Here is a 19,228-nt window from a genome sequence, read left to right as displayed (position 1 = left end):
CCGTGTGGTTAGAAATTGACTTGGTCACGCCCCTTGAGCCCGAGAATTTCCCGCGCTTCATCCGGCGTGGCCACGCGATGGCCGAGGGCTTCGATCACGGTGCGGATGCGCCGTACCTGGTCGGCGTTGGAGGCCGCCAGCTTGCCCGGCCCGTCCCACAGCGAATCCTCCAGGCCGACCCGGGCGTTGCTGCCCATGGACAGGCCCATGGTCGCCAGCGGAATTTGCCCACGCCCGGCACCGAGGATCGACCACACGTAGTCGTCACCAAACAGGCGGTCGGCGGTGCGCCGCATGTGCGCCAGGTCTTCCGGGTGCCCACCGATGCCACCGCGCAGGCCAAACACCGATTGGATAAACAGCGGCGGCTTGAGCAGGCCGCGCTCCAGGAAATGCGCGGCGGTGTAGAGGTGGCCGATGTCGTAGCACTCGATCTCGAAACGGGTGCGGTTCTCGGCGCAGGAATTGAGGATATGGGTGATGTCGCGGAACGTGTTGCGGAAGATCCGGTCGTCACTTTCTTCCAGATACGGGCGCTCCCAGTCGTGCTTGAAGTCAGTGAAGCGGTTGAGCATTTCGTAAAGGCCGAAGTTCATCGAGCCCATGTTCAGCGAGGCCAGTTCCGGCTTGAACTGCATCACCGGTTGCAGGCGTTCTTCCACGCCCATGGTCGGTGCGCCGCCGGTGGTGATGTTGATCACCACGTCGCTGGCAGCCTTGATCTGCGGCAGGAATTCAGCGAACAGCGCCGGGTCCTGGCTGGGGCGGCCGTCGTTGGGGTCACGGGCATGCAGGTGAACAATCGCGGCGCCGGCTTCGGCGGCACCGATGGCGGCGTCGGCAATTTCCTGCGCGGTGATCGGAAGATGCGGCGACATCGACGGCGTATGAATCGCACCGGTAACGGCGCAGGTGATGATGACAGGACGATTTTTGGGCATGACGAATCTCCGACTTTTATTCTTATGAAGAAAAATCCTGGGTGCAGCGCGATGTGGTCTTCCGTGGCTTACAGGTACTCGACGTTCCCGTCGACGCTGATCGCCTGGCCGGTCACGTTGCGTGCGGCGGGCGAACAGAGGAACAACGCCATGGCCGCGACGTCTTCGGCGGTGACCATGCGTTTGAGCGAGATCTTGTTGAGGTATTCCTGGCGCATCTCGGCTTCGGGCACGCCGACCTGTTCGGCACGGGCGCGGATCACGCCGTCCATGCGCGGGCCTTCGACGATGCCGGGCAGCAAGGCGTTGACGCGGATATCGCTCTCGCCCAGCTCCGAGGCCAGGGATTTCATCAGGCCGACGATGGCCCATTTGGTCGCCGCATACGGCGTGCGCCACGCGTAGCCCAAGCGCCCCGCCACCGAGGCGATGTGCAACAAGTGGCCGTGGGACGATTCCTTGAGCATCGGCACCGCGTGGTGGGCAAAGCGGTACTGCGCCGTGAGATTGATGTTGATGGTGGCTTGCCAGTCGGCGTCGCTGATCGCGTCGATCCCGCCAGTCGGCCCGGCGATCCCGGCGTTGTTCACCAGCACATCGAGGCCGCCGAACTGTTCGTGCTGCACCTTGAACACCGCCTCGATCTGCGCGGCATCGCTGACGTCGGCGCGGGTGGCGACGGTGCCCGGGTGCTTGTCGCGAAACGCGGCCAGGGCCGACTCGCTCACGTCACACACATGCACCTTGGCGCCCGCTTCCAGGTACGCCGCCGCCAGCACTTCACCGATACCGGCAGCCCCGCCGGAAATCAACACACGTAACCCGGGATAGGGCTGCAACCGTTGTAGGACACTCATGCACGTTTACCTCCTGAAGCAGACGACCGCGTACGGTCGTTCTTGACGAGCAGGCGCGCCAGGGAATCGGCGGCCTGCATGATGTCATCGGTCACCGCAGCACGGGCGCCAGCGCCATCGCGGGCAGCCAGGGCTTCGACGATGCGCGTGTGCGCCTCCATCGAGCGTTGCAGGTGAGCTTTATCGGGGGCGACCAGGGCGAAACACGGGCCCATGTGCAGCCAGAAGTTTTCCACGGCAGCCATGGTCAACTCGGCCTGGGCCACGGCGTAGATGCGCCGGTGAAATGCGAAGTTGGTCCACAGGTAGCGCGACACATCGACTTCGTCGGCGGCCTGCTGCATCTGCTGGCAGAGGTCGGTGATTTCGTCGAGGTCGGCCTTTTGCAAGCGCAGCACGGCCTTTTCGGCGAGCAAACCTTCGAGGGCAACCCGGGTGTCACGGATTTCGCGCAGGCGTTCGACGGTCATCAGTCGTACTCGCAGACGGGAAGTTTCGGTGACTTCAAAGGCGTTTTCGGCGCTGAGGCGCTGCAGGGCTTCGCGCACCGGCATGGGGCTGGAACCGAGGGCTTCGGCGAGGCCGCGGATGGTGAGTTTCTGGCCAGGCTGGAAGCGACCACTCATCAACGCTTCGCGGATCTGGCGGTAGACCTGGTCTTGCAGGGTATCGCGGGACACCTGGCGCAAGGTGGGCAGGAGGAGCGGACCATCAGTCATGAGTCAAACCTGTGTTGTCGTTCTTATGGCCTCAATATGTGATCACAAATCAAATATGTCAAATAGTTTCCCGATTCGATTTCTGCTCGATTGACGGACGGATACCCGCTGACTCTAATGACTCATCAACCATGCAAGGAGCGCTCAACTGTGAAATTCGCCTACACCATCATCTACGTGCCGGACGTTGCGGCCTCGTTGGAATTCTTCGAAAAAGCCTTCGGGTTCGGTCGCCGTTTCCTGCATGAATCAGGCACGTATGGCGAGCTGGAAACGGGGGCTACGACCCTGTCGTTTGCTGCCCATGAATTGGGCGAAATGAACTTCGAAGGCGGGCATGTACAGGCGCACGCTTCGCGCCAGCCGTTGGGGATGGAGGTGGGGTTTGTGACTGAGGATGTGTTTGCCGCGCATGCCAAAGCGCTTGCGCAGGGCGCCGTAGAGCTGTCAGCGCCGACGACTAAACCTTGGGGGCAGGTGGTGTCGTATGTGCGTTGCCCGGATGGGACGCTGGTGGAGTTGTGTACGCCGATCCTGGCATAAACACACCTTTCATGTGGGAGCTGGCTTGCCTGCGATGGCGACTTTATAGCCAGCACATCATTGCCTGACACGCCGTCATCGCAGGCAAGCCAGCTCCCACATGTTGGTCCTCAGTGTTTGGGCAATCAGGGTTTGAGCGGGAACTCCTGGTCGCGCTCCGACAGCTCTGTGCCGTCGTCCGGATGCTTCCAGGTCTGGGGTTTTTCCTCTTCATGACGCCGGGGTTGTTCACGCTCCGGCTCATCCTTGCGCTTGCGTTCGTCAGCCATTGTCACCTCCCATCCGTAAGATTTGGTCACACCTTTGAGCATAGAACAGGGCCATCATTTTGGACGGCTTTGGCGATTGATAGCCTGTGCGCATCAATACATCCAAATAACTCACTTATCATTTCTAAATGTGTCAGCCACTATCCGCGGTCTTAAGCGAAACAAGCACTTTAAAAAGAACGCTGGAGACACAAAACCATGACTAGCCCTTCCCGGCCCGACGCTGCCCGCTCGAAAGTTGGTGCGGTTTTCCGCGTTACTTCCGGCAACTTCCTCGAACAGTTCGACTTCTTTCTGTTCGGTTTCTACGCCACCTATATCGCCGCTGCGTTCTTCCCCGCTGCCAATGAGTTTGCGTCATTAATGATGACCTTCGCCGTGTTCGGTGCAGGCTTCCTGATGCGGCCTCTGGGCGCGATCATTTTGGGCGCCTATATCGATGACGTCGGCCGCCGCAAAGGCCTGATCGTTACCTTGTCCATCATGGCCAGCGGCACGCTGCTGATCGTGCTGGTTCCTGGCTATCACAGCATTGGCTTGTGGGCCCCGGCGCTGGTGCTGCTGGGCCGTCTGCTGCAGGGCTTCTCGGCCGGCGCGGAATTGGGCGGCGTGTCGGTGTACCTGGCGGAAATGGCCACCCCGGGCCGCAAGGGTTTCTACACCAGCTGGCAATCGGGAAGCCAACAGATCTCCATCGTGGTCGCCGCTGCACTGGGTTATGGCCTGAACGTGTGGATGGAGCCGGCCGTCGTTGCCGATTGGGGCTGGCGCATTCCGTTCGCCATCGGCTGCGTGATCATTCCGTTCATCTTCATCCTGCGTCGCAACCTGCAAGAGACTGAAGAGTTCGCCAACCGCAAGCACCGCCCGACCATGCGCGAAGTGCTGGCCACCCTGGCGAAGAACTGGACCGTGGTCATCGGCGGCATGCTGATGGTGGCCATGACCACCACCGCGTTCTACCTGATCACCGTGTACGCGCCGACCTTCGGCAAGACCGTGCTGCAACTGAGCACCTCCGACGCGCTGCTGGTGACCTTGCTGGTGGCGGTGTCGAACTTTGTCTGGCTGCCCATCGGCGGCACCCTGAGCGACCGTTTTGGCCGCAAGCCGGTGCTGCTCGCCATGACCGCCCTGACCGTGATCACCGCCTACCCGGCGCTGTCGTTCGTGGTTAACGCGCCGAGCTTCGCCCATATGCTGGAAACCCTGCTGTGGTTCTCCTTCCTGTACGGCATGTACAACGGCGCCATGATCCCGGCCCTGACCGAAATCATGCCGGTTGAAGTGCGCGTGGCGGGCTTCTCCCTGGCCTACAGCCTGGCGACCGCGATCTTCGGTGGTTTTACCCCGGCGATCTCCACCTGGTTCATCCACATCACCGAAGACAAGGCCTCCCCTGCCTACTGGATGATGTTTGCCGCCCTGTGCGCGCTGTGCTCGACCCTCGCGCTGTACCGCCGCGCCAACACCCGTGGGCAGGTGATGCAGGAGGCGGTGTAATGCGCCCGCTGCTCAAGACCCTGACAGCCCTGGCCCTCGGCGCGTTCGCGCTGACGGCCCAGGCCGAACAGCTCAAGGTGATGACCTCGGGTGGTTTCACCGCCGCCTACAAATTGCTCGGTCCGCAGTACGCTCAGCAAAGCGGCGACACCCTGGACACCATTCTCGGCCCATCAATGGGCAAGGCGCCGGAAGCGATTCCCAACCGCCTGGCCCGTGGCGAACACGCCGACGTGGTGATCATGGTCGGCTACGCCCTGGATGAGCTGATCAAACAGGGCAAGGTCGACAAGGCCTCCCGCGTTGAACTGGCAGACTCGCGCATCGGTTTGGTGGTGAAGGCCGGCGCGGCCAAGCCGGCGATCGGCACCGACGCCGAGCTCAAGGCCGTGCTGAGCCAGGCCAAGTCTGTGGCGTACTCGGACAGCGCCAGCGGTGTGTATGTCGAGAAGGAGCTGTTCAAGAAGCTCGGCATGCCGGCCAAGGGCACCATGATCGAACGCCTCCCGGTGGCCGAACAGGTTGCCAAGGGTGACTACGAGGTGGGCTTGCAGCAGGTGGCGGAATTGTTGCCGGTGCCAGGCGTGACCTACGTCGGCAAGATCCCGGAAGACGTGCAATCGGTGACGCGCTTTGCGGCGGGCATTCCGGTCAACGCTGAACACCCGGCCCAAGCCAAGGCGCTGCTGCAGTTCCTGGCGTCGCCCCAGGCGCAACCGGTGGTGCAATCCACCGGCCTGGACTCGGTGTCACACTGACCGAAACGGCATCTCGCGCACCAATCGCTCCAACTCCAGCGCCGCTGGCGGCAATGTCCGCCCGCGGCGTTTTATCAAGCCCACATTGCGCATCACCTGGGGTTCTACCAGCGGTACGCTGACCAGAATCGGGTGGGTGCCGGCCGGCATCGCAATCGACGGCACCATCGCCACGCCCAACCCCGCCTCCACCAGCCCGATCATCGTGGTCACGTGGTGCGTCTCGCAGATACTCGGCTTTTTCACCCGCACGCCGCGCAAGGCCTGATCCAGCAGGAAGCGGTTGCCGGAGGTTTTGTCGACGGTGATGTAGTCGTGCTCATAGGCTTCGGCCCAGGTCACGCTGTCGCGTTCGGCCAGCGGGTGATCGCGGCGACAGGCCAGCACGTAGCGTTCCTGCAGCAGCAATTCGAACTCCACTTCATCGGCCAGGCTGCCGCTGAAACTCACGCCGAAATCCGCCTCGCCGCTCTCTACCGCATTGCACACTTCGCCAGCACTGGCATCCAGCACCCGCAGGCGAATCTTCGGATAGAGCTTGTGAAATTCGGAGATCACGTGAGGCATGAAGTAGTAGGCGGTCGACGGCACACACGCGATGGTGACGTTGCCCATGCGCGTGGACGCGACGTTGCTGATACCCATCAAGGCCACGTCGAGGTCATCGAGCATGCGCTCCACCTGGGGCAGGAAGGCACGGCCGACCATGGTCAGGCTGACTCGGCGTGTGGTGCGCTCGAACAACTTCACGTCGAGGGCCGACTCCAGCTTCTCGATACGCCGGCTCAGCGCAGGCTGCGAGATGCGGATGGCCTCGGCGGCGCCACGGAAACTGCCCTTGTCTACCACGGCGCGGAAGGCTTGGAGGTCGTTGAGGTCGAAGTTGATGATCACGAGGAAGGGCCAGTGAGGTCGATTTGGGGGACATTATCGTACGAATGCGTCAGCGTCAGGCCCACGCGCATTTAAAAAATCGGGTCACCTGCGTAGTCTCGTGCCGAATTCTTTCGACAGAGTGATCAATGACCAGCGCCTCCCATAACAAAAAAAATATGCGTCTGTTGCGACTGGGCGCCGCCCTCGTGGGCATTCCTAGTGTGGCAGCCCTCGGTTTTTTCGCCTGGCAAAGCTTCTACCCCGTGAGCGCGGCGGCCGGCTGGAGTGTCCAGGTGGTCCACCGCGACGTGGAGAAAGCGGCCTCGCTGATGCCGTTGCCGGACGGCTCGCTGATGGTCAGCCAGGAACTCGCCAAGGGCCAGGGCAGCATCGTGCGCATCCACCCGGACGGCGCACGGGAAGTGGTGGTGGCCAACCTTTCCAAACCCGATGGCATCTTTGCGACCCGTGGCGGTTGGGTGTTCAGCCAGGAATCCGGCGGTTTGCCCGTCAGTTTTTTCAAGGACGGCGTGGTCACCGAGCTCTTCAAGGGTGAAAACGTGCAAGGGCTGTGGGATGAAGGCGACGACCTGTACGCCATCGAAGACCGCAAGCCCAGCGGTCGCCTGCTGCGCTATCGCTGGAGCGATCAGTCGTTGAGCGTGCTGCGCGACCAGGTGCAAGAAGGCGAGTCCATCGTGCGCTGCACCGACGGGCGCATGCTCTACACCGAAAAGAAAAAAGGCGTGGTACGCGAGTTGAGCGCCGATGGCAGCGACCCGGTGGTGCTGGCGGGCCTGAACAAACCGACGTTTCTGATGTGCGACGAACGCGGGCTGTGGGTCAACGAAGACTCGACGCACCGGGCACGCTTGCTGCTGGTAGACCCACAGGGCAAACAGCAGACCATTCTGTCGTTTTTAAAAGCGCCGCAATCGATTGTGCCGACGGGGCGTGGCACCTACCTGCTGGCCGAAGGCGGCAGGAATCGGGTGCTGGAGTTGGTGCCGCAGGGGCGGACTGTTTCACCCTAGACGGCGAATGCGGGTAAGGCCATGTGCCTGTCGAGTGACAGTGCCCGTGGTCACCTTACTGACGCGGGCACTGCGACTGTGCCTGCTACTGGCAAGTCCCACCTTTATGATGCGACCCCGTGCCGCCGACCGGATGCGTGCCTTTCGGACACCCCATGGCGAGCATCGGGCTCACAGCCATTACCACCAGCAAACCCAGCAAAGACAGCTTTTTCATGACATCCTCCGTGACCATTACGATACGTAATGGCACAAAGATATCATGCATTTACGGTCTTTATAGCGACGTTATTTTGCCCAGGCCTGTGGGCCGCTGAAAAACGCCTGGGCGTTACTGTCGAGCGTCTCCAGGTGATACCCGCCCTCCTGCACGATCACACAGGGCAATCCCAGGCCACGGATGCATTCCCCCAGCCGCGCAAACCCTTCGCGCGTGACCGCGACTTTGCTTTGCGGGTCCAGCTCGTAAATGTCAAAGCCCAGGGACAACACCAGCACGTCCGCCGAGAAGTCTTTGATCGCCGCCAGGGCCTGTTCGAGTTTTTCGAAGAACAGCGCCTCACTGGCGCCATGGGGCATGGGCAGGTTGAGGTTGAAGCCCTCGCCCGCTGCGTTTCCACGCTCATCGGCGAAGCCGGCGACACCGGGGTAGAAGTTGGTGGGGTCACCGTGGATCGAGACGTACAGCACGTCGTCGCGGTCGTAGAAGATTTCCTGGATGCCTTGGCCGTGGTGCATGTCGGTGTCGAGCACGGCGACGCGCTGGAACCCTTCACGCAAGACCTGGGCGGCGACGGCTGCGTTGTTGAGGTAGCAGAAACCACCCGCCGCATCGAACCGCGCGTGATGGCCCGGAGGCCGGCACAGGGCGTAGGCAGCCGGTGCACCGTCGAGGATGGCCTTGGCTGCTGTGACGGCGCTCTGGGCCGACCAATAGGCCGAGCGCCACGTAAGTTCGCCGATTGGGCAACTGCCGTCCGCCAGGTAACGCGCAGCCTGGGCGAGGATGCCCCGCAGGGCGTTGGGCTCGCGCACGAAGATGTTGGACATGACTTCATCGCCCCAGTCTTCGGGGATTTCCTTCCAGCGTTGATGGGCTTCTTGCAGGAAGGCCAGGTAAGCCGCGCCGTGCACGGCGAGCAGTGGATCCAGGCCATGATCCTGGGGTTGCTGGATGTCGAACCCCAGGCTCTGCGCGGCCAGCAGCAGGTTGCGCGCGCGCTCGGGGACTTCCTGGGGCGTGCGCATCTGGCCACGGGAGTAGTAGCTGCGCGGGTGGTGCAGGAGTTGTTCGGGGTGGAAAAAGGTACGCATGGAATCTTCCTCGATAAACCCAAATCACCGGCAGGCACACAGCTCCTGTAGGAGCCGGCTTGCCGGCGATAGCGGTAGGCCAGACAACCTCTCCATATCTGAAAGATCGTCATCGCCGGCAAACCGGCTCCTACAGGTGATGTGTTTCAGTCTTAGTCAGCTCGGACCGCGCGTTTGAGCACGGCGTTGAGCAACACGTCGGTGCCCTGGCGCACGTCCTCAGGCAGTACGTCTTCGGCTTCGTTATGGCTCAGGCCGCCGACACACGGGATAAAGACCATCGCGGTCGGGCAGTAACGGGCCAGGTGAATGGCATCGTGGCCGGCACCGCTGACAATGCGCTGCTGGCTGTAGCCCAAGGCGTCTACCGAGGACTGCACACAGGCAACGCAGTCTGCGTCGAACGGCGTGGCCGGGCTGATCCAGTGAGGGCTGATGGTGACGCTCAGGCCACGTTTCTCAGCGATGGCCTGCAGGCGCGCACGCACCTGCTGCTCCATGGCGTCGATGTCGGCGTCACGGTGATGACGCAGGTCGACGGTAAAATTCAGCAGCCCGGGAATCGTGTTGCGCGATGACTTGGCAATGCTCAACTCGCCCACCGTGGTCAGGCCTTCGGGGGCAAAATCCGCCGCCAGGTTTTCCAGGGCCTGAATCATTTTCGCGGCGCCGTACAGCGCGTCCTTGCGCAGCGGCATCGGCGTGGTACCGGCATGGGCCGCCATGCCTTCGACCCGCACGTCGAGCCAGCGAATCGCCTGGCCGCCGGTGACCACGCCGATGCTCTTGGCGTTGTCTTCCAGGATCGGGCCTTGCTCGATATGGGCCTCGAAGTACGCATCCACCGCGCCACCCAACGGGCGCTCACCGTTGTAGCCGGTGCTGCGCAATGCCTCTGCCACGCTGATGCCGTCGACATCCGCCGTGGCCAGGGCCTTGTCCAGCGCCAAGGTGCCGGTGAACACCGCCGAGCCGAGCATGGCCGGGGTAAAGCGCGCGCCCTCTTCGTTGGTCCACACGGCGATTTCCAGGGGTTTGCGGGTCTGGATGCCGTGGTCGTCGAGGCTGCGGATCACTTCCAGGCCAGCCAGCACACCGTAGACGCCATCGAAGCGCCCGCCTTCCGGTTGCGTGTCGAGGTGGCTGCCCATCATGATCGGCGCGGCGTCCTTATCGGTGCCGGCACGCCGGGCGAACAGGTTGCCGATGGCATCCACGCTCAGCGTCAACCCTGCAGCTTTACACCAGTGGCTGAACAGTTCACGGCCGGCCTGGTCTTCGGCACTCAGGGCCAGGCGGCAACTGCCGCCACGGGCGGTGGCGCCGATCTCGGCCATGGCCATCAGGCTGGCCCACAGGCGCTCGCCATTAATCTTCAACATTCGCAACTCTCCCTCAAACACTGTGTGCCATTTCATGACGGTGCGCGGTGGCGTGACGGCGCGACAACGCCAGTACGCACACCAGCGAAACCGCCGCGATCAGGCTGTAGAACACTGCCATCGGCCACCATTGGCCCTGGTATTCGTGGGCCAGCCAGGTGCCGATCAATGGCGTCAAGCCACCCGCCAGCGCACCGCACACCTGGTAGGCCAGGGAGATCGCGGTGTAGCGCACGCGGGTTTCGAACAGGCCGCTGACAAAGCCGGCAATCACGGCATAAAACGAGGCCATGCACACCACCGCCAGGGCGATGCCGAGGATGATCAACGGGGCCTGCCCGCTGCTGACCAGCACGAACATCGGATAAGGCGAAGCCATTGCCAGCACGGTCATCGCGCAGAGGAAGCGCGTGGCGCCGACCTTTTCGGCCACCCAGGCGGCCAGTGGCTGGATGCAGAACTGGATGATCGCGACGAAGAACAAACACTCCAGAATCAGCGAGCGCGGTAGGCCCAGTTGCTGAGTGCTGTAGGCAATCATGAAGGTGTTGGTGAAATACACGCCGGCGATGCCCAGGGTGTTGGCACCAATGCACAGCAACAGCGGGCGCCACGCCGTGCGCAGTACTTCAATCACGGGGGCCTGGTCTTTCTTGATCGCCCGCGCTTTTTCAGCCTGGGCTTTGTCTTCGAGAAACTCGGGGGATTCGTTCACCCCCAGGCGAATCGCCAGGCCTACGATCAGCAACAGGGCGCTGGCGAGGAACGGCACACGCCAGCCCCAACTCAGCAGGTCTTCTTCCGGCAAACGGGTGACCGCACTGAACGCCAGCAACGACAGGATCAAACCGGCCGGACTGCCCAACTGGGCGAAGGAGGCAAAGAAATTCCGACGGCCTTTCGGCGCGTGCTCACCGGCCATCAGTACCGCGCCGCCCCACTCTCCGCCCACGGCAATACCTTGCACCACGCGCAGCAGAATCAGCATCACCGGCGCTGCAACGCCGATTTGCGCGTAGGTCGGCAGCAGGCCGATACACACCGTGACCACGCCCATCATCACCAGGGTGATCACCAGGGATTTCTTGCGCCCGATACGGTCGCCGATGTGGCCGAACACAATACCGCCCAGGGGCCGTGCAAAAAAGCCCACGGCGAAGGTGCCGAAGGCGGCCATGGTGCTGAACAGCTTGTCGTCGGAGGGGAAAAACAGTTGGCCGAACACCAGCGCGGCGGCGGTGGCGTAGATATAAAAGTCGTACCACTCGATCATGGTGCCGATAAAAGCGGCGGCCGCAGCACGGCGGGGCTGTGGCGAAGCGGAAGGCTTCATGGGGCGGGCTCCTTTGGTTATTTTTTTGGCAGGAGAAAGTCAAACGGGCGCGCTCTGATGGCGCTTGTTCAGGGTGATTTATCGTCGCCGGGCTATGATTAGTCAATTTTCTATTTATTATTCAAATTATAAATCCTGCTTATTATCGAGCCGCGCCATGCCCGAACCTCGCCGCGATATTCACCCGCTGCTCAACGACCGCCTGGACTGGAACCTGTTGCGCACCTTCCGCGTGATCGGCCAGGAACTGAGCATCAGCCGTGCCGCCGCCCGCCTGCACCTGACGCAACCGGCCATCAGCCAGGCCCTCAAGCGCCTGGAAGAACAGCTCGACTGCGAACTGATCGCCCGCCGTGGCCCGCGTTTTGTGCTGACCGACGCCGGTGAACAGATCTTTGCCATCGCCGGCGAGATGTACGGCCAGGTGTCGCAGATGAGCAACGCCCTGCAAAAACCTGGTGACGAGGTGCTCGGCAAAGTGCGCTTGCTGATGATCAGCCGCATCGAGTCAGACACCTTTGATGACTTCCTCGCTGACTTCCACCGCGAGCATCCCCGGGTCGACCTGGAAGTGGAGGTGATGCGCAGCTCGGACATCGTCGCCGCCCTCCTCGAAAAAACCGCGACCCTGGGCCTGAGCCTCAATCGCCGGCCACAGCCGCGCCTGGAACAGCACCTGTTCTTGCGTCAGCGTTACGCGTTTTTCTGTGGGCGGCATCACCCGTTATTTGGGCGCAGCGGCCTGGCGGAGGGGGATTTGCAGTCGGAGAACTTCGTGAGTTTTACCAGCGACCAAATTGGCGGGATGTTGTCGCCCTTGACGATCTTCCGCGACCAGCAGGGCTTCAGCGGGCGGATCGTGGCGTCGTCGTCCAGCCTTGAAGAGGTGCGTCGTTTGGTGATCGCCGGTTTTGGCCTGGGTTGCCTGCCGGTCCATGTGGTGGCCGAGGATGAGAAGAACGGGTTGCTGTGGCGGCTACCGCCGGATGAGGGGATAGCGGATGTGGATATTCATCTGCTGTGGAACCGGGAGCAGAAGATGAGTCGGGCGGAGCGGGTATTTATCGAAAGCCTCACGGCTCGATTGGCGTAGGGAGCAGCGCGAGCCCGCTCACGACAATTGGCGGGGTTTGCAAGTCGGATGGCGGCTTGCTGCTAGTGTGGAAAGCGTGTCTATCGAACATCCTTCGCTCACGGTTGTTTCCTACGAAGAGGTGTTCCATGTCCAAGATCTGGTTTATCACTGGCAGTTCCCGTGGCCTTGGCCGCGCTATTACCGAAGCGGCCCTGCGTGCCGGCGACCGTGTGGTGGCGACGGCGCGCAATCCCCGTCAATTGGATGACCTGGTCGCTGAATACGGCGACGCGGTGTTGCCCCTGCAGCTGGATGTGACGGACAACACGCAGGTCGTGCAAGTCGTGGCGGCTGCGGTGGCGCATTTTGGCCGGCTGGATGTGGTGGTCAACAACGCGGGTTATGGGGACTTGGCGTCGGTTGAGGATGTGACGCTGGATGACTTCACGGCGCAGATCGACACCAATTTCTATGGCGTGGTGCACGTGAGCAAGGCCGTGGTGCCGGTGCTGCGCGCCCAGGGCCGCGGGCATATCTTTCAGGTATCGTCCCTCGGCGGGCGTATCGGTATGGCGGGCCTGGCGGCTTACCAGAGTGCAAAATGGGCGGTGGGTGGGTTTTCGACGGTGTTGGCGCAAGAGGTGACCCCGCTCGGGGTGCAAGTGACGGTACTGGAGCCGGGCGGCATGCGCACCGACTGGTCGGGCTCGTCCATGACGATCCCGCCGATCAGCGAGCCCTATCAGCAAAGCGTCGGCGTGCTGGTCGAGTTGCTGAATTCCCCTGGCATCTTGCCGACCGGCCCGGCCCGGGTGGCTGAGATCGTGCTGGAGTTGGCCCTGAACAAAGAAGCGCCGCTGCGCCTGTTGATCGGCAGTGATGCGGTGCAATACGCAGCGCGGGCGGCGGAAGAGCTGGCGGCCTCGGACAAGAAATGGCACGACCTCAGTGTGTCGGCTTCTGATTGATTTGCTCGACTGAAAAGGTGACCCATGCCTGATGCACGCCAATCCCGTTTCAACATCCCGGATGTTTTCTGGCAAGCCCTGAAAACCATCGGGCTGGAGCCGTCGGCGGTGTTGCGTCAGGCACGGCTGCCGGTGACGCTCAACCTTCACGAGCGGCGCGACCGTCGTCAGGTGACAACACCCGAGTTTTTCCGCGTGTGGGAGGCCGTCGGTACGCTCAATCCGGACCCCGCGGCTGGCATCTTGCTGGTCACCCAGTTGGACAGTGCGACATTGCCCCCGGCGAGTTTTGCCGCCTTCATTGCCCGCGACTTTCGGGATGGCCTGCACCGCCTCGCACGCTTCAAGCAACTGTGCACCCCCGAACGGGTGCACGTGACCGAAGAAGGCAGCACCTGCACCGTCACCCTCGACTGGTTGCGCACTCAGGCGCATCCGCCGACGTTATTTATCGACGCCGCCTTTGCCACGTTCGTCGAACTGGGTCGGCGCGGTTCCAGGGTGCACATCCTCCCGCACCATGTTGAATTGGCCCGACCGGAATGTGGCAACACCGTCCTGGCCGATTTTTTTGGCTGCCCGGTGCGTTTCGGCGCCGAGCGCAATGCCCTGGTGTTTGACGCTGCGGACTTGAACCGGCCCTTCCCCGGGCACAATCCGGAACTGCTCGACATACTCAACCCGGTCCTGACCGCCGCATTGGCCGAAGCGACGGCACTGCCCACGATCAGCCATCAGGTCAAGGGCGCGCTCAAGCGCATCCTCGCCAGCGGTCGCCCGGAGATGGTCGAGGTGGCGCGGGACATGGGCATGAGCGAGCGCACGTTGCAGCGGCGCATCACCGAGGAAGGCACCAGCTTTCGCCAATTGATGCTGGAAACCCGCCAGGAGATAGTGCGCCATCTGTTGGCAGAACCGACGATCGAGATAGAGGAGATCGCCGGCTTGCTCGGTTACGAAGACACTAATTCGTTTTATCGGGCCTTTCGCACCTGGGAAGGCACGACACCCGCGCGCTGGCGCGCCTCACAGGGCACGACTCACTGAGTTCACGCGGGCAATGTGTTCTCGACACTACGAGCCATGCGCTGCAGCGCTTCGAACGGGTTGCGCCCGATCAGCATGAAACCGTGGGTAGCACTGGCCCAATACACCACATTCATCCCTCGCCGCTGCTCGGTGGCGGCAGGTTGCGCACCCTTGCGGCTGGCGGTGATGCACAGTGCCAGTGGGCCGTGAAGTGGGTCGAGGTAGGTCAGTTGGCCGATCAATATGCCGTCATAGTCGAGGATCTGCGCACGCCGGAACTCGGCGCCGGGGAGGTTTACCGCCGTGGGGGACAACGGCAGGCCCAATTGAGCGCCGACCGAACTCAGTTGCGCCACGTGGGAAGCGGAGTCGGTACTGAGGTTCTCCAGGGTCTGGGGCGTGTACAAGGCCATGTATTCGGCGACCGACGCACGCCAGCCTTGGCCGGGTTCCGGGCGGGGCCAACTCATGAACAGGCGGTCGGCAAGCACCCCGGCCACGGCAAAACCGGCGGCCATGGCCACGAAGCGGCGCCGGCTCAAGGCTGGGGCATGCGCTGAGGGCAGCGATTTGAGCATCGCCTGCATACGTTCTGTGGGGGCCTGGTCGAGCAGTGAATCGAAGGCGGCCTTGAAAGGCAGGTCAGCCCCCTGCAAGGCTTCCAGGCGCGCAGCCAGGACAGGATCAACGCTGAGCCGATCGGTGATGAGCTGGTGCTGCCGGGCATCCAGTTCGCCGTCCAGGTAAGCCACCAACAGTTCGTCGGAGGGTGCGTCAGTGAGGGTCATCGCCGTTCTCCGTGAGTTTTGTCCGGCTGGGCTTGGGAGGACGCGGTTTCAGCCAGTTTCGCCCGTGCGGCCGCCAATCGGCTCATGACGGTTCCCACCGGGATATGCAGCACCTCGGCAATTTCCTTGTATGAAAGCCCTTCCACATACGCCAGAAAAACCGTTTCCCGTTGTGCTTCGGGCAGCCCGTTCACACGCTTGATGACTTGTGCGGCCAACACCTGTTCCTGGGCCAGGCTCTCGCCATCAAAGGACAACTCCTGCTCCGCGTCGACGAACCCCTGCCCTTGTCTCACCCGTTGCGAGCGCAGTTCGTTGAGCCAGATCGAATGCATGATTGCCAGCAGCCAGCGATCCAGCCGCGTGCCGGCGGCAAACTGCCCGGCACGTTCCAAGGCTCGCACACAGGTGGTCTGCACCAGGTCTTCAGCCAGGTGCTTTTGTCGTGACAACACCCACCCGTATCGCCATAAACGCGGCAACAGCAGGCCCAACTCGCGACGAAACTCAGCCTCTGCGGTGATGGCGGCCTCCTGTGTGTTCACTCACAGTTTTATGCCTCGGGCGCATGGGCGATCGCGTCAGCCAGGTCTTCATATTCTTCGCAGGTGGTGCTGCACAAGGCTTTGATCTTCACCAGTTGCTCCTGCGCCAGGTCGATGCGGCCCTTGATCACGTAGGCCTCGCCCAGGTACTCGCGGACTTGGGCGTAGTTGGGGTCGAGCGCCACGGACTTCAGGTAATAGCCGATGCCTTCGTCGGTGCGCCCCAGCTTGCGGGTGGCGTAGCCACGATAGTTGAGGGCCTTGGCGGTGTTCGGGTCTTGCAGGGTATCGAGCAGTGCCAGGGCTTCGTCGTAACGCCCATCCTTGGCCAGGCGGTAGGCGTAATCGGTACGGTCGGCGTCTGACGTGGCTTTGCTGGTTTGCAGCACGCACTTGCCGGTCTTGGTGTCCCAGACCTGGCCTTTGGGGCAATTGGGCTTGGGCGGCGCGGATTCATCGCCCGATGCGTGGGCCTGGCCGGCCAGTAATGCGGCAGCCAAGCACGCACCGAAGAGGAGCGAGGTATGGTATTCGTGGCGGTTCTTCATGCTTTTCATGCTCCGTAACGGGGGTTAGGTACAGCAGCCAACATCACTTTTGAAAGGCAGTACGTGAGCCGGGCAACATGCGGCGTAGCGTGCTGTCGCCCATCACATAGTGGTGCCAGAGCGCAGCCGCCGCATGCAGGCCCGCGAGCAGGATGATCGCCCAGGCAACCGTGTCGTGCAGGTCGCCCAGCGTCCCGCGCCAGGCGTGGTCGATCACTACCGGCGCGGGGATGGAAAACAGCCCGAAAAAGCTGAAAGGCTCGCCTTGCGCCCAGCGAAACAGAAAGCCCAATACGATCTGTGCCAACAGCAACAGATAGAGGCAACCATGCGCCATTTTCGCCAGTACGTTAAGGGCGGGATGACTACCGGCCTTTGGGCGATTGCCGCCGGACAGGCGCCAGATAATCCGTGCAACGATCAACACCGCCATGGCGATCCCCAGGGAGATGTGCACCGACTGCAGGCCTTTTCGCAGTGGTGTGCCCTTCTCCAGGTTTTCCCAGATATGTGCGCTGGCAAACATGAAGATCACCACGGCGGCGGTGAGCCAATGGAAGGTGCGGGTGAGGCGGTCGTAGCGGTCGACATGGGGGCTCATGGGCGTTTCCTGGGTGGTCTGTAGGGTGAACACCGCAGCGAGGAAAGTTATTCGGTGAGACGGAGATTTTTATGCTGTTGATTCTGTGTGAGCCGAGCACCCGGAAACGCAAAAGCCCCGCAGCCTGTTCAACTACGGGGCTTTTGCGTTGTGTTAACGTTCCTTATTGGCTTGGGAGAGCACCGACGCTGCAAGGGTTTTGGTGTCTTCGCTATGGCGATCGCTGCCCAGCACTTTTGCGGCTGTTTCCTCCATCTCGGCACTGGTCTGCTTGTCGTTGTTCTTCTGGGCCAGCGCTGAAGCGGCAAGGCTTTTGGCAGTGGCGGAGGCGTCTGGACTGTTGAGTGTTTGTGCAGCCAACGTCGCGATTTTGTCGGAGGTTTTCTTGGTGTTCTTGCTCATGATGCAGTTCCTTTGCAATGGAAGGCGCCCGATCTGACGCGCTAGCACAACGTAATAAGTTGCCGTCGTTATCGCAATGCGTCCCCTGTAGGCAAGGTTTTTGAAACGGCGGGAAAGTGACATCTGTGGTGTGGGACTTATCGATTGCACTGATGATTACTATCGAACGGGTCGCCTGCTCAATCATCAAGACCGGTTTATATAATCGCCCCCTGACTCCCTTCCCCCGCCTGGCTTCAGGCGACATTCATCTTGGAACCCAACACCATGCCAAGCGCGACACAGGCCCCACGCGGCCGTCCCGAACATAATCAACAAAGCGTCAAACAGCAGTGGCTGGCGATTCTCTCCGTGGCCGTCGGTGCCTTCGCCCTGGTAACCAGCGAGTTTCTCCCGGTGGGCGTGCTTAATGACGTTGCAGCCGACCTGGGCATCAGTGCCGGCCACGCCGGACTGATGGTCACCCTGCCCGGCATCATGGCCGCGCTTGCGGCGCCGTTGCTGTCGGTCATCATTGGCGCCATGGACCGCCGCTACCTGCTGATCAGCCTGACACTGATCATGATCATCGCCAACAGTGTGGTGGCTTTTGCCAGTGACTTCAGCCTGTTGCTGTTTGGTCGCGTATTGCTGGGCATCAGTATCGGTGGGTTCTGGGCCACCGCCATTGCGCTGAGTGGCCGTTTGGCTCCCAAGGGCGTGGGTGTAGCGAAGGCCACGTCCATCATCATGATGGGCGTGACACTCGCCACTGTTCTGGGCGTGCCCGTTGGTACTTGGCTCAGCGGCTTGATGGGCTGGCGCATGACGTTTCTGGTCACCGCATTGCTGGGTGTACCGGTGGTGCTGGCGCAGGTGTTCCTGCTGCCTCAGCTCAAGCCGGAGAAGGCCATTCTTGTGAGTGACCTGCCGGCCTTGTTCATCAATCCACGGGCTCGTGTGGGTTTGATCGCGGTGTTGATGATTGGCCTGGCGCACTTTGCTGCGTACACCTATGTGGCACCGTTCTTCAAAAACAGCTCCGGCTTTGATGGCCCGACCATTGGCTCGCTGTTGTTGATGTTTGGTGTGGCAGGCGTGGCGGGTAACGTTTTTGCCGGCTTCGCCGCCAACCGCAGCGTGCGCTACACCCTGTTGCTGGTTGCGCTGATGATCGGCACCAGCACTGCGCTGTTCCCCTACTTCGCCACCGGCCTGACGGGCGCGACGATGCTGATCGCACTCTGGGGCTTCGCCTTCGGCGCCTTCCCGGCCTGTGCCAGCATCTGGATGTTTGTCGTGGCGCCTAAGGACGTCGAACGCGGCATGCCGCTGTTTGTCGCCCTGTTCCAGGTGATCATTGCCTTGGGGTCGTTCTTCGGCGGGCGGATCGTTGACCAGATGGGCAGTTCGGTACTGTTGAGCTTGGCCACGGCGCTGGTGGGCTGTGGGTTTGTCACGGTGCTGGTGCTTGGGCGTAACGTGAGCAATAGCTTGGCAGCACAACCTGCCTGACACCATCACAGAAACGAAAAAGCCCCGTAGCTTGTACAGCTACGGGGCTTTTTTTATGTGCTGGGGGAGAGATAGTCGACTCTTAGGCGATGGCCCGCAGGGTTGAAGCCAAAGGCTGTCTGTGGGTGATGTAGCGACTGGATAGCACGCTGCAACCCTCCCCTGAAGCGGAGTGTCAGCAGGAGGGGAAAAGTACATTGAGCGGCGAGCAGCCATGTCACGGTGAAGCGATTGCGGTGGATGTACAAG

At 61.9% G+C, this 19,228-nt stretch carries 21 protein-coding genes; 8 read left to right on the top strand and 13 right to left on the bottom strand.

What is annotated here, in order from left to right; genetic code table 11:
* Window positions 1-8: 8 nt before the first annotated feature.
* The 3 genes from HX792_RS06405 to HX792_RS06395 all read right to left on the bottom strand — a co-directional run bounded on the left by HX792_RS06405 (window position 9) and on the right by HX792_RS06395 (window position 2,517).
* Entirely contained in the window at window positions 9-941 is a 933-nt protein-coding gene (locus HX792_RS06405; RefSeq protein ID WP_071488953.1) for a 3-keto-5-aminohexanoate cleavage protein, read from the bottom strand.
* Between the two features lie 68 nt (window positions 942-1,009).
* Window positions 1,010-1,798, bottom strand: a complete 789-nt coding sequence (locus HX792_RS06400) for an SDR family oxidoreductase (RefSeq protein WP_176995282.1) — start codon at window positions 1,796-1,798, stop codon at window positions 1,010-1,012.
* The gene (locus tag HX792_RS06395; protein WP_176995281.1) at window positions 1,795-2,517 is read right to left on the bottom strand and encodes a GntR family transcriptional regulator; all 723 of its coding nucleotides are present in this window, start codon (window positions 2,515-2,517) and stop codon (window positions 1,795-1,797) included. The genes HX792_RS06400 and HX792_RS06395 overlap by 4 nt, the downstream gene beginning before the upstream one ends.
* A 150-nt stretch (window positions 2,518-2,667) precedes the next feature.
* Here HX792_RS06395 and HX792_RS06390 point away from each other — a divergent pair, with 150 nt between their 5' ends.
* Window positions 2,668-3,060 carry a VOC family protein gene (locus HX792_RS06390; RefSeq protein WP_176995280.1) on the top strand — a complete coding sequence of 131 codons (393 nt, stop codon included), beginning with the start codon at window positions 2,668-2,670 and terminating at the stop codon, window positions 3,058-3,060.
* Between the two features lie 125 nt (window positions 3,061-3,185).
* Here HX792_RS06390 and HX792_RS06385 read toward each other — a convergent pair whose 3' ends face one another.
* Window positions 3,186-3,329: a hypothetical protein gene (locus HX792_RS06385; RefSeq protein WP_176995279.1), complete on the bottom strand. Its 144-nt coding sequence runs from the start codon at window positions 3,327-3,329 to the stop codon at window positions 3,186-3,188.
* 198 nt (window positions 3,330-3,527) lie between these two features.
* On the opposite strand from HX792_RS06385, the gene HX792_RS06380 reads away from it, so the two are divergent.
* A complete protein-coding gene (locus tag HX792_RS06380) occupies window positions 3,528-4,832 on the top strand; it encodes an MFS transporter (protein WP_176995278.1) in 1,305 nt (434 codons plus the stop codon).
* On the top strand, window positions 4,832-5,590 hold the full coding sequence (locus HX792_RS06375; protein ID WP_176995277.1) for a substrate-binding domain-containing protein: 759 nt from the start codon (window positions 4,832-4,834) through the stop codon (window positions 5,588-5,590). The genes HX792_RS06380 and HX792_RS06375 overlap by 1 nt, the downstream gene beginning before the upstream one ends.
* Here the strand turns inward: HX792_RS06375 and HX792_RS06370 are convergent.
* Window positions 5,582-6,484, bottom strand: a complete 903-nt coding sequence (locus HX792_RS06370) for a LysR family transcriptional regulator (protein WP_176995276.1) — start codon at window positions 6,482-6,484, stop codon at window positions 5,582-5,584. The genes HX792_RS06375 and HX792_RS06370 overlap by 9 nt on opposite strands.
* Window positions 6,485-6,642: 158 nt before the next feature.
* Between HX792_RS06370 and HX792_RS06365 the strand changes: the two genes are divergently transcribed.
* Window positions 6,643-7,500: a hypothetical protein gene (locus HX792_RS06365; protein WP_176995275.1), complete on the top strand. Its 858-nt coding sequence runs from the start codon at window positions 6,643-6,645 to the stop codon at window positions 7,498-7,500.
* A 288-nt stretch (window positions 7,501-7,788) separates the two neighbouring features.
* On the opposite strand, the gene HX792_RS06360 is transcribed toward HX792_RS06365, so the two are convergent.
* From HX792_RS06360 to HX792_RS06350, 3 genes are all read right to left on the bottom strand, one after another.
* Window positions 7,789-8,814, bottom strand: coding sequence for a histone deacetylase family protein (locus tag HX792_RS06360; RefSeq protein WP_176995274.1), 1,026 nt, complete (start codon window positions 8,812-8,814; stop codon window positions 7,789-7,791).
* A 152-nt stretch (window positions 8,815-8,966) separates the two neighbouring features.
* Entirely contained in the window at window positions 8,967-10,196 is a 1,230-nt protein-coding gene (locus HX792_RS06355) for a Zn-dependent hydrolase (RefSeq protein WP_176995273.1), read from the bottom strand.
* Between the two features lie 13 nt (window positions 10,197-10,209).
* Window positions 10,210-11,529, bottom strand: a complete 1,320-nt coding sequence (locus HX792_RS06350) for an MFS transporter (RefSeq protein ID WP_176995272.1) — start codon at window positions 11,527-11,529, stop codon at window positions 10,210-10,212.
* A gap of 157 nt (window positions 11,530-11,686) precedes the next feature.
* Here HX792_RS06350 and HX792_RS06345 point away from each other — a divergent pair, with 157 nt between their 5' ends.
* The 3 genes from HX792_RS06345 (at window position 11,687) to HX792_RS06335 (ending at window position 14,619) form a co-directional block, all read left to right on the top strand.
* Entirely contained in the window at window positions 11,687-12,622 is a 936-nt protein-coding gene (locus tag HX792_RS06345) for a LysR family transcriptional regulator (protein WP_176995271.1), read from the top strand.
* A gap of 128 nt (window positions 12,623-12,750) precedes the next feature.
* Entirely contained in the window at window positions 12,751-13,572 is an 822-nt protein-coding gene (locus HX792_RS06340; protein ID WP_176995270.1) for an SDR family NAD(P)-dependent oxidoreductase, read from the top strand.
* Window positions 13,573-13,596: 24 nt separating this feature from the next.
* The gene (locus HX792_RS06335) at window positions 13,597-14,619 is read left to right on the top strand and encodes an AraC family transcriptional regulator (RefSeq protein WP_176995269.1); all 1,023 of its coding nucleotides are present in this window, start codon (window positions 13,597-13,599) and stop codon (window positions 14,617-14,619) included.
* A gap of 2 nt (window positions 14,620-14,621) precedes the next feature.
* On the opposite strand, the gene HX792_RS06330 is transcribed toward HX792_RS06335, so the two are convergent.
* From HX792_RS06330 to HX792_RS06310, 5 genes are all read right to left on the bottom strand, one after another.
* Window positions 14,622-15,389, bottom strand: coding sequence for an anti-sigma factor (locus HX792_RS06330; RefSeq protein WP_176995268.1), 768 nt, complete (start codon window positions 15,387-15,389; stop codon window positions 14,622-14,624).
* Window positions 15,386-15,883 carry an RNA polymerase sigma factor gene (locus HX792_RS06325; protein ID WP_176995403.1) on the bottom strand — a complete coding sequence of 166 codons (498 nt, stop codon included), beginning with the start codon at window positions 15,881-15,883 and terminating at the stop codon, window positions 15,386-15,388. The genes HX792_RS06330 and HX792_RS06325 overlap by 4 nt, the downstream gene beginning before the upstream one ends.
* 59 nt (window positions 15,884-15,942) lie before the next feature.
* Window positions 15,943-16,482 carry a tetratricopeptide repeat protein gene (locus HX792_RS06320; RefSeq protein ID WP_176995267.1) on the bottom strand — a complete coding sequence of 180 codons (540 nt, stop codon included), beginning with the start codon at window positions 16,480-16,482 and terminating at the stop codon, window positions 15,943-15,945.
* A gap of 43 nt (window positions 16,483-16,525) precedes the next feature.
* Window positions 16,526-17,083 (bottom strand): cytochrome b, encoded by a 558-nt coding sequence (locus tag HX792_RS06315; RefSeq protein ID WP_176995266.1) that lies wholly within the window; start codon window positions 17,081-17,083, stop codon window positions 16,526-16,528.
* Between the two features lie 153 nt (window positions 17,084-17,236).
* Complete coding sequence (locus HX792_RS06310; RefSeq protein ID WP_176995265.1) at window positions 17,237-17,485, bottom strand: hypothetical protein; 249 nt, start codon at window positions 17,483-17,485, stop codon at window positions 17,237-17,239.
* A gap of 267 nt (window positions 17,486-17,752) precedes the next feature.
* Between HX792_RS06310 and HX792_RS06305 the strand changes: the two genes are divergently transcribed.
* Window positions 17,753-18,979, top strand: coding sequence for an MFS transporter (locus HX792_RS06305; protein WP_176995264.1), 1,227 nt, complete (start codon window positions 17,753-17,755; stop codon window positions 18,977-18,979).
* Window positions 18,980-19,228 lie beyond the last annotated feature (249 nt).

The sequence above is a fragment of the Pseudomonas sp. B6002 genome, from assembly GCF_013385985.1.
GTDB lineage: Bacteria > Pseudomonadota > Gammaproteobacteria > Pseudomonadales > Pseudomonadaceae > Aquipseudomonas.
The sequence above is the reverse complement of the archived record's forward strand: the minus strand, read 5'-3'. Positions and strand labels throughout refer to the sequence as shown.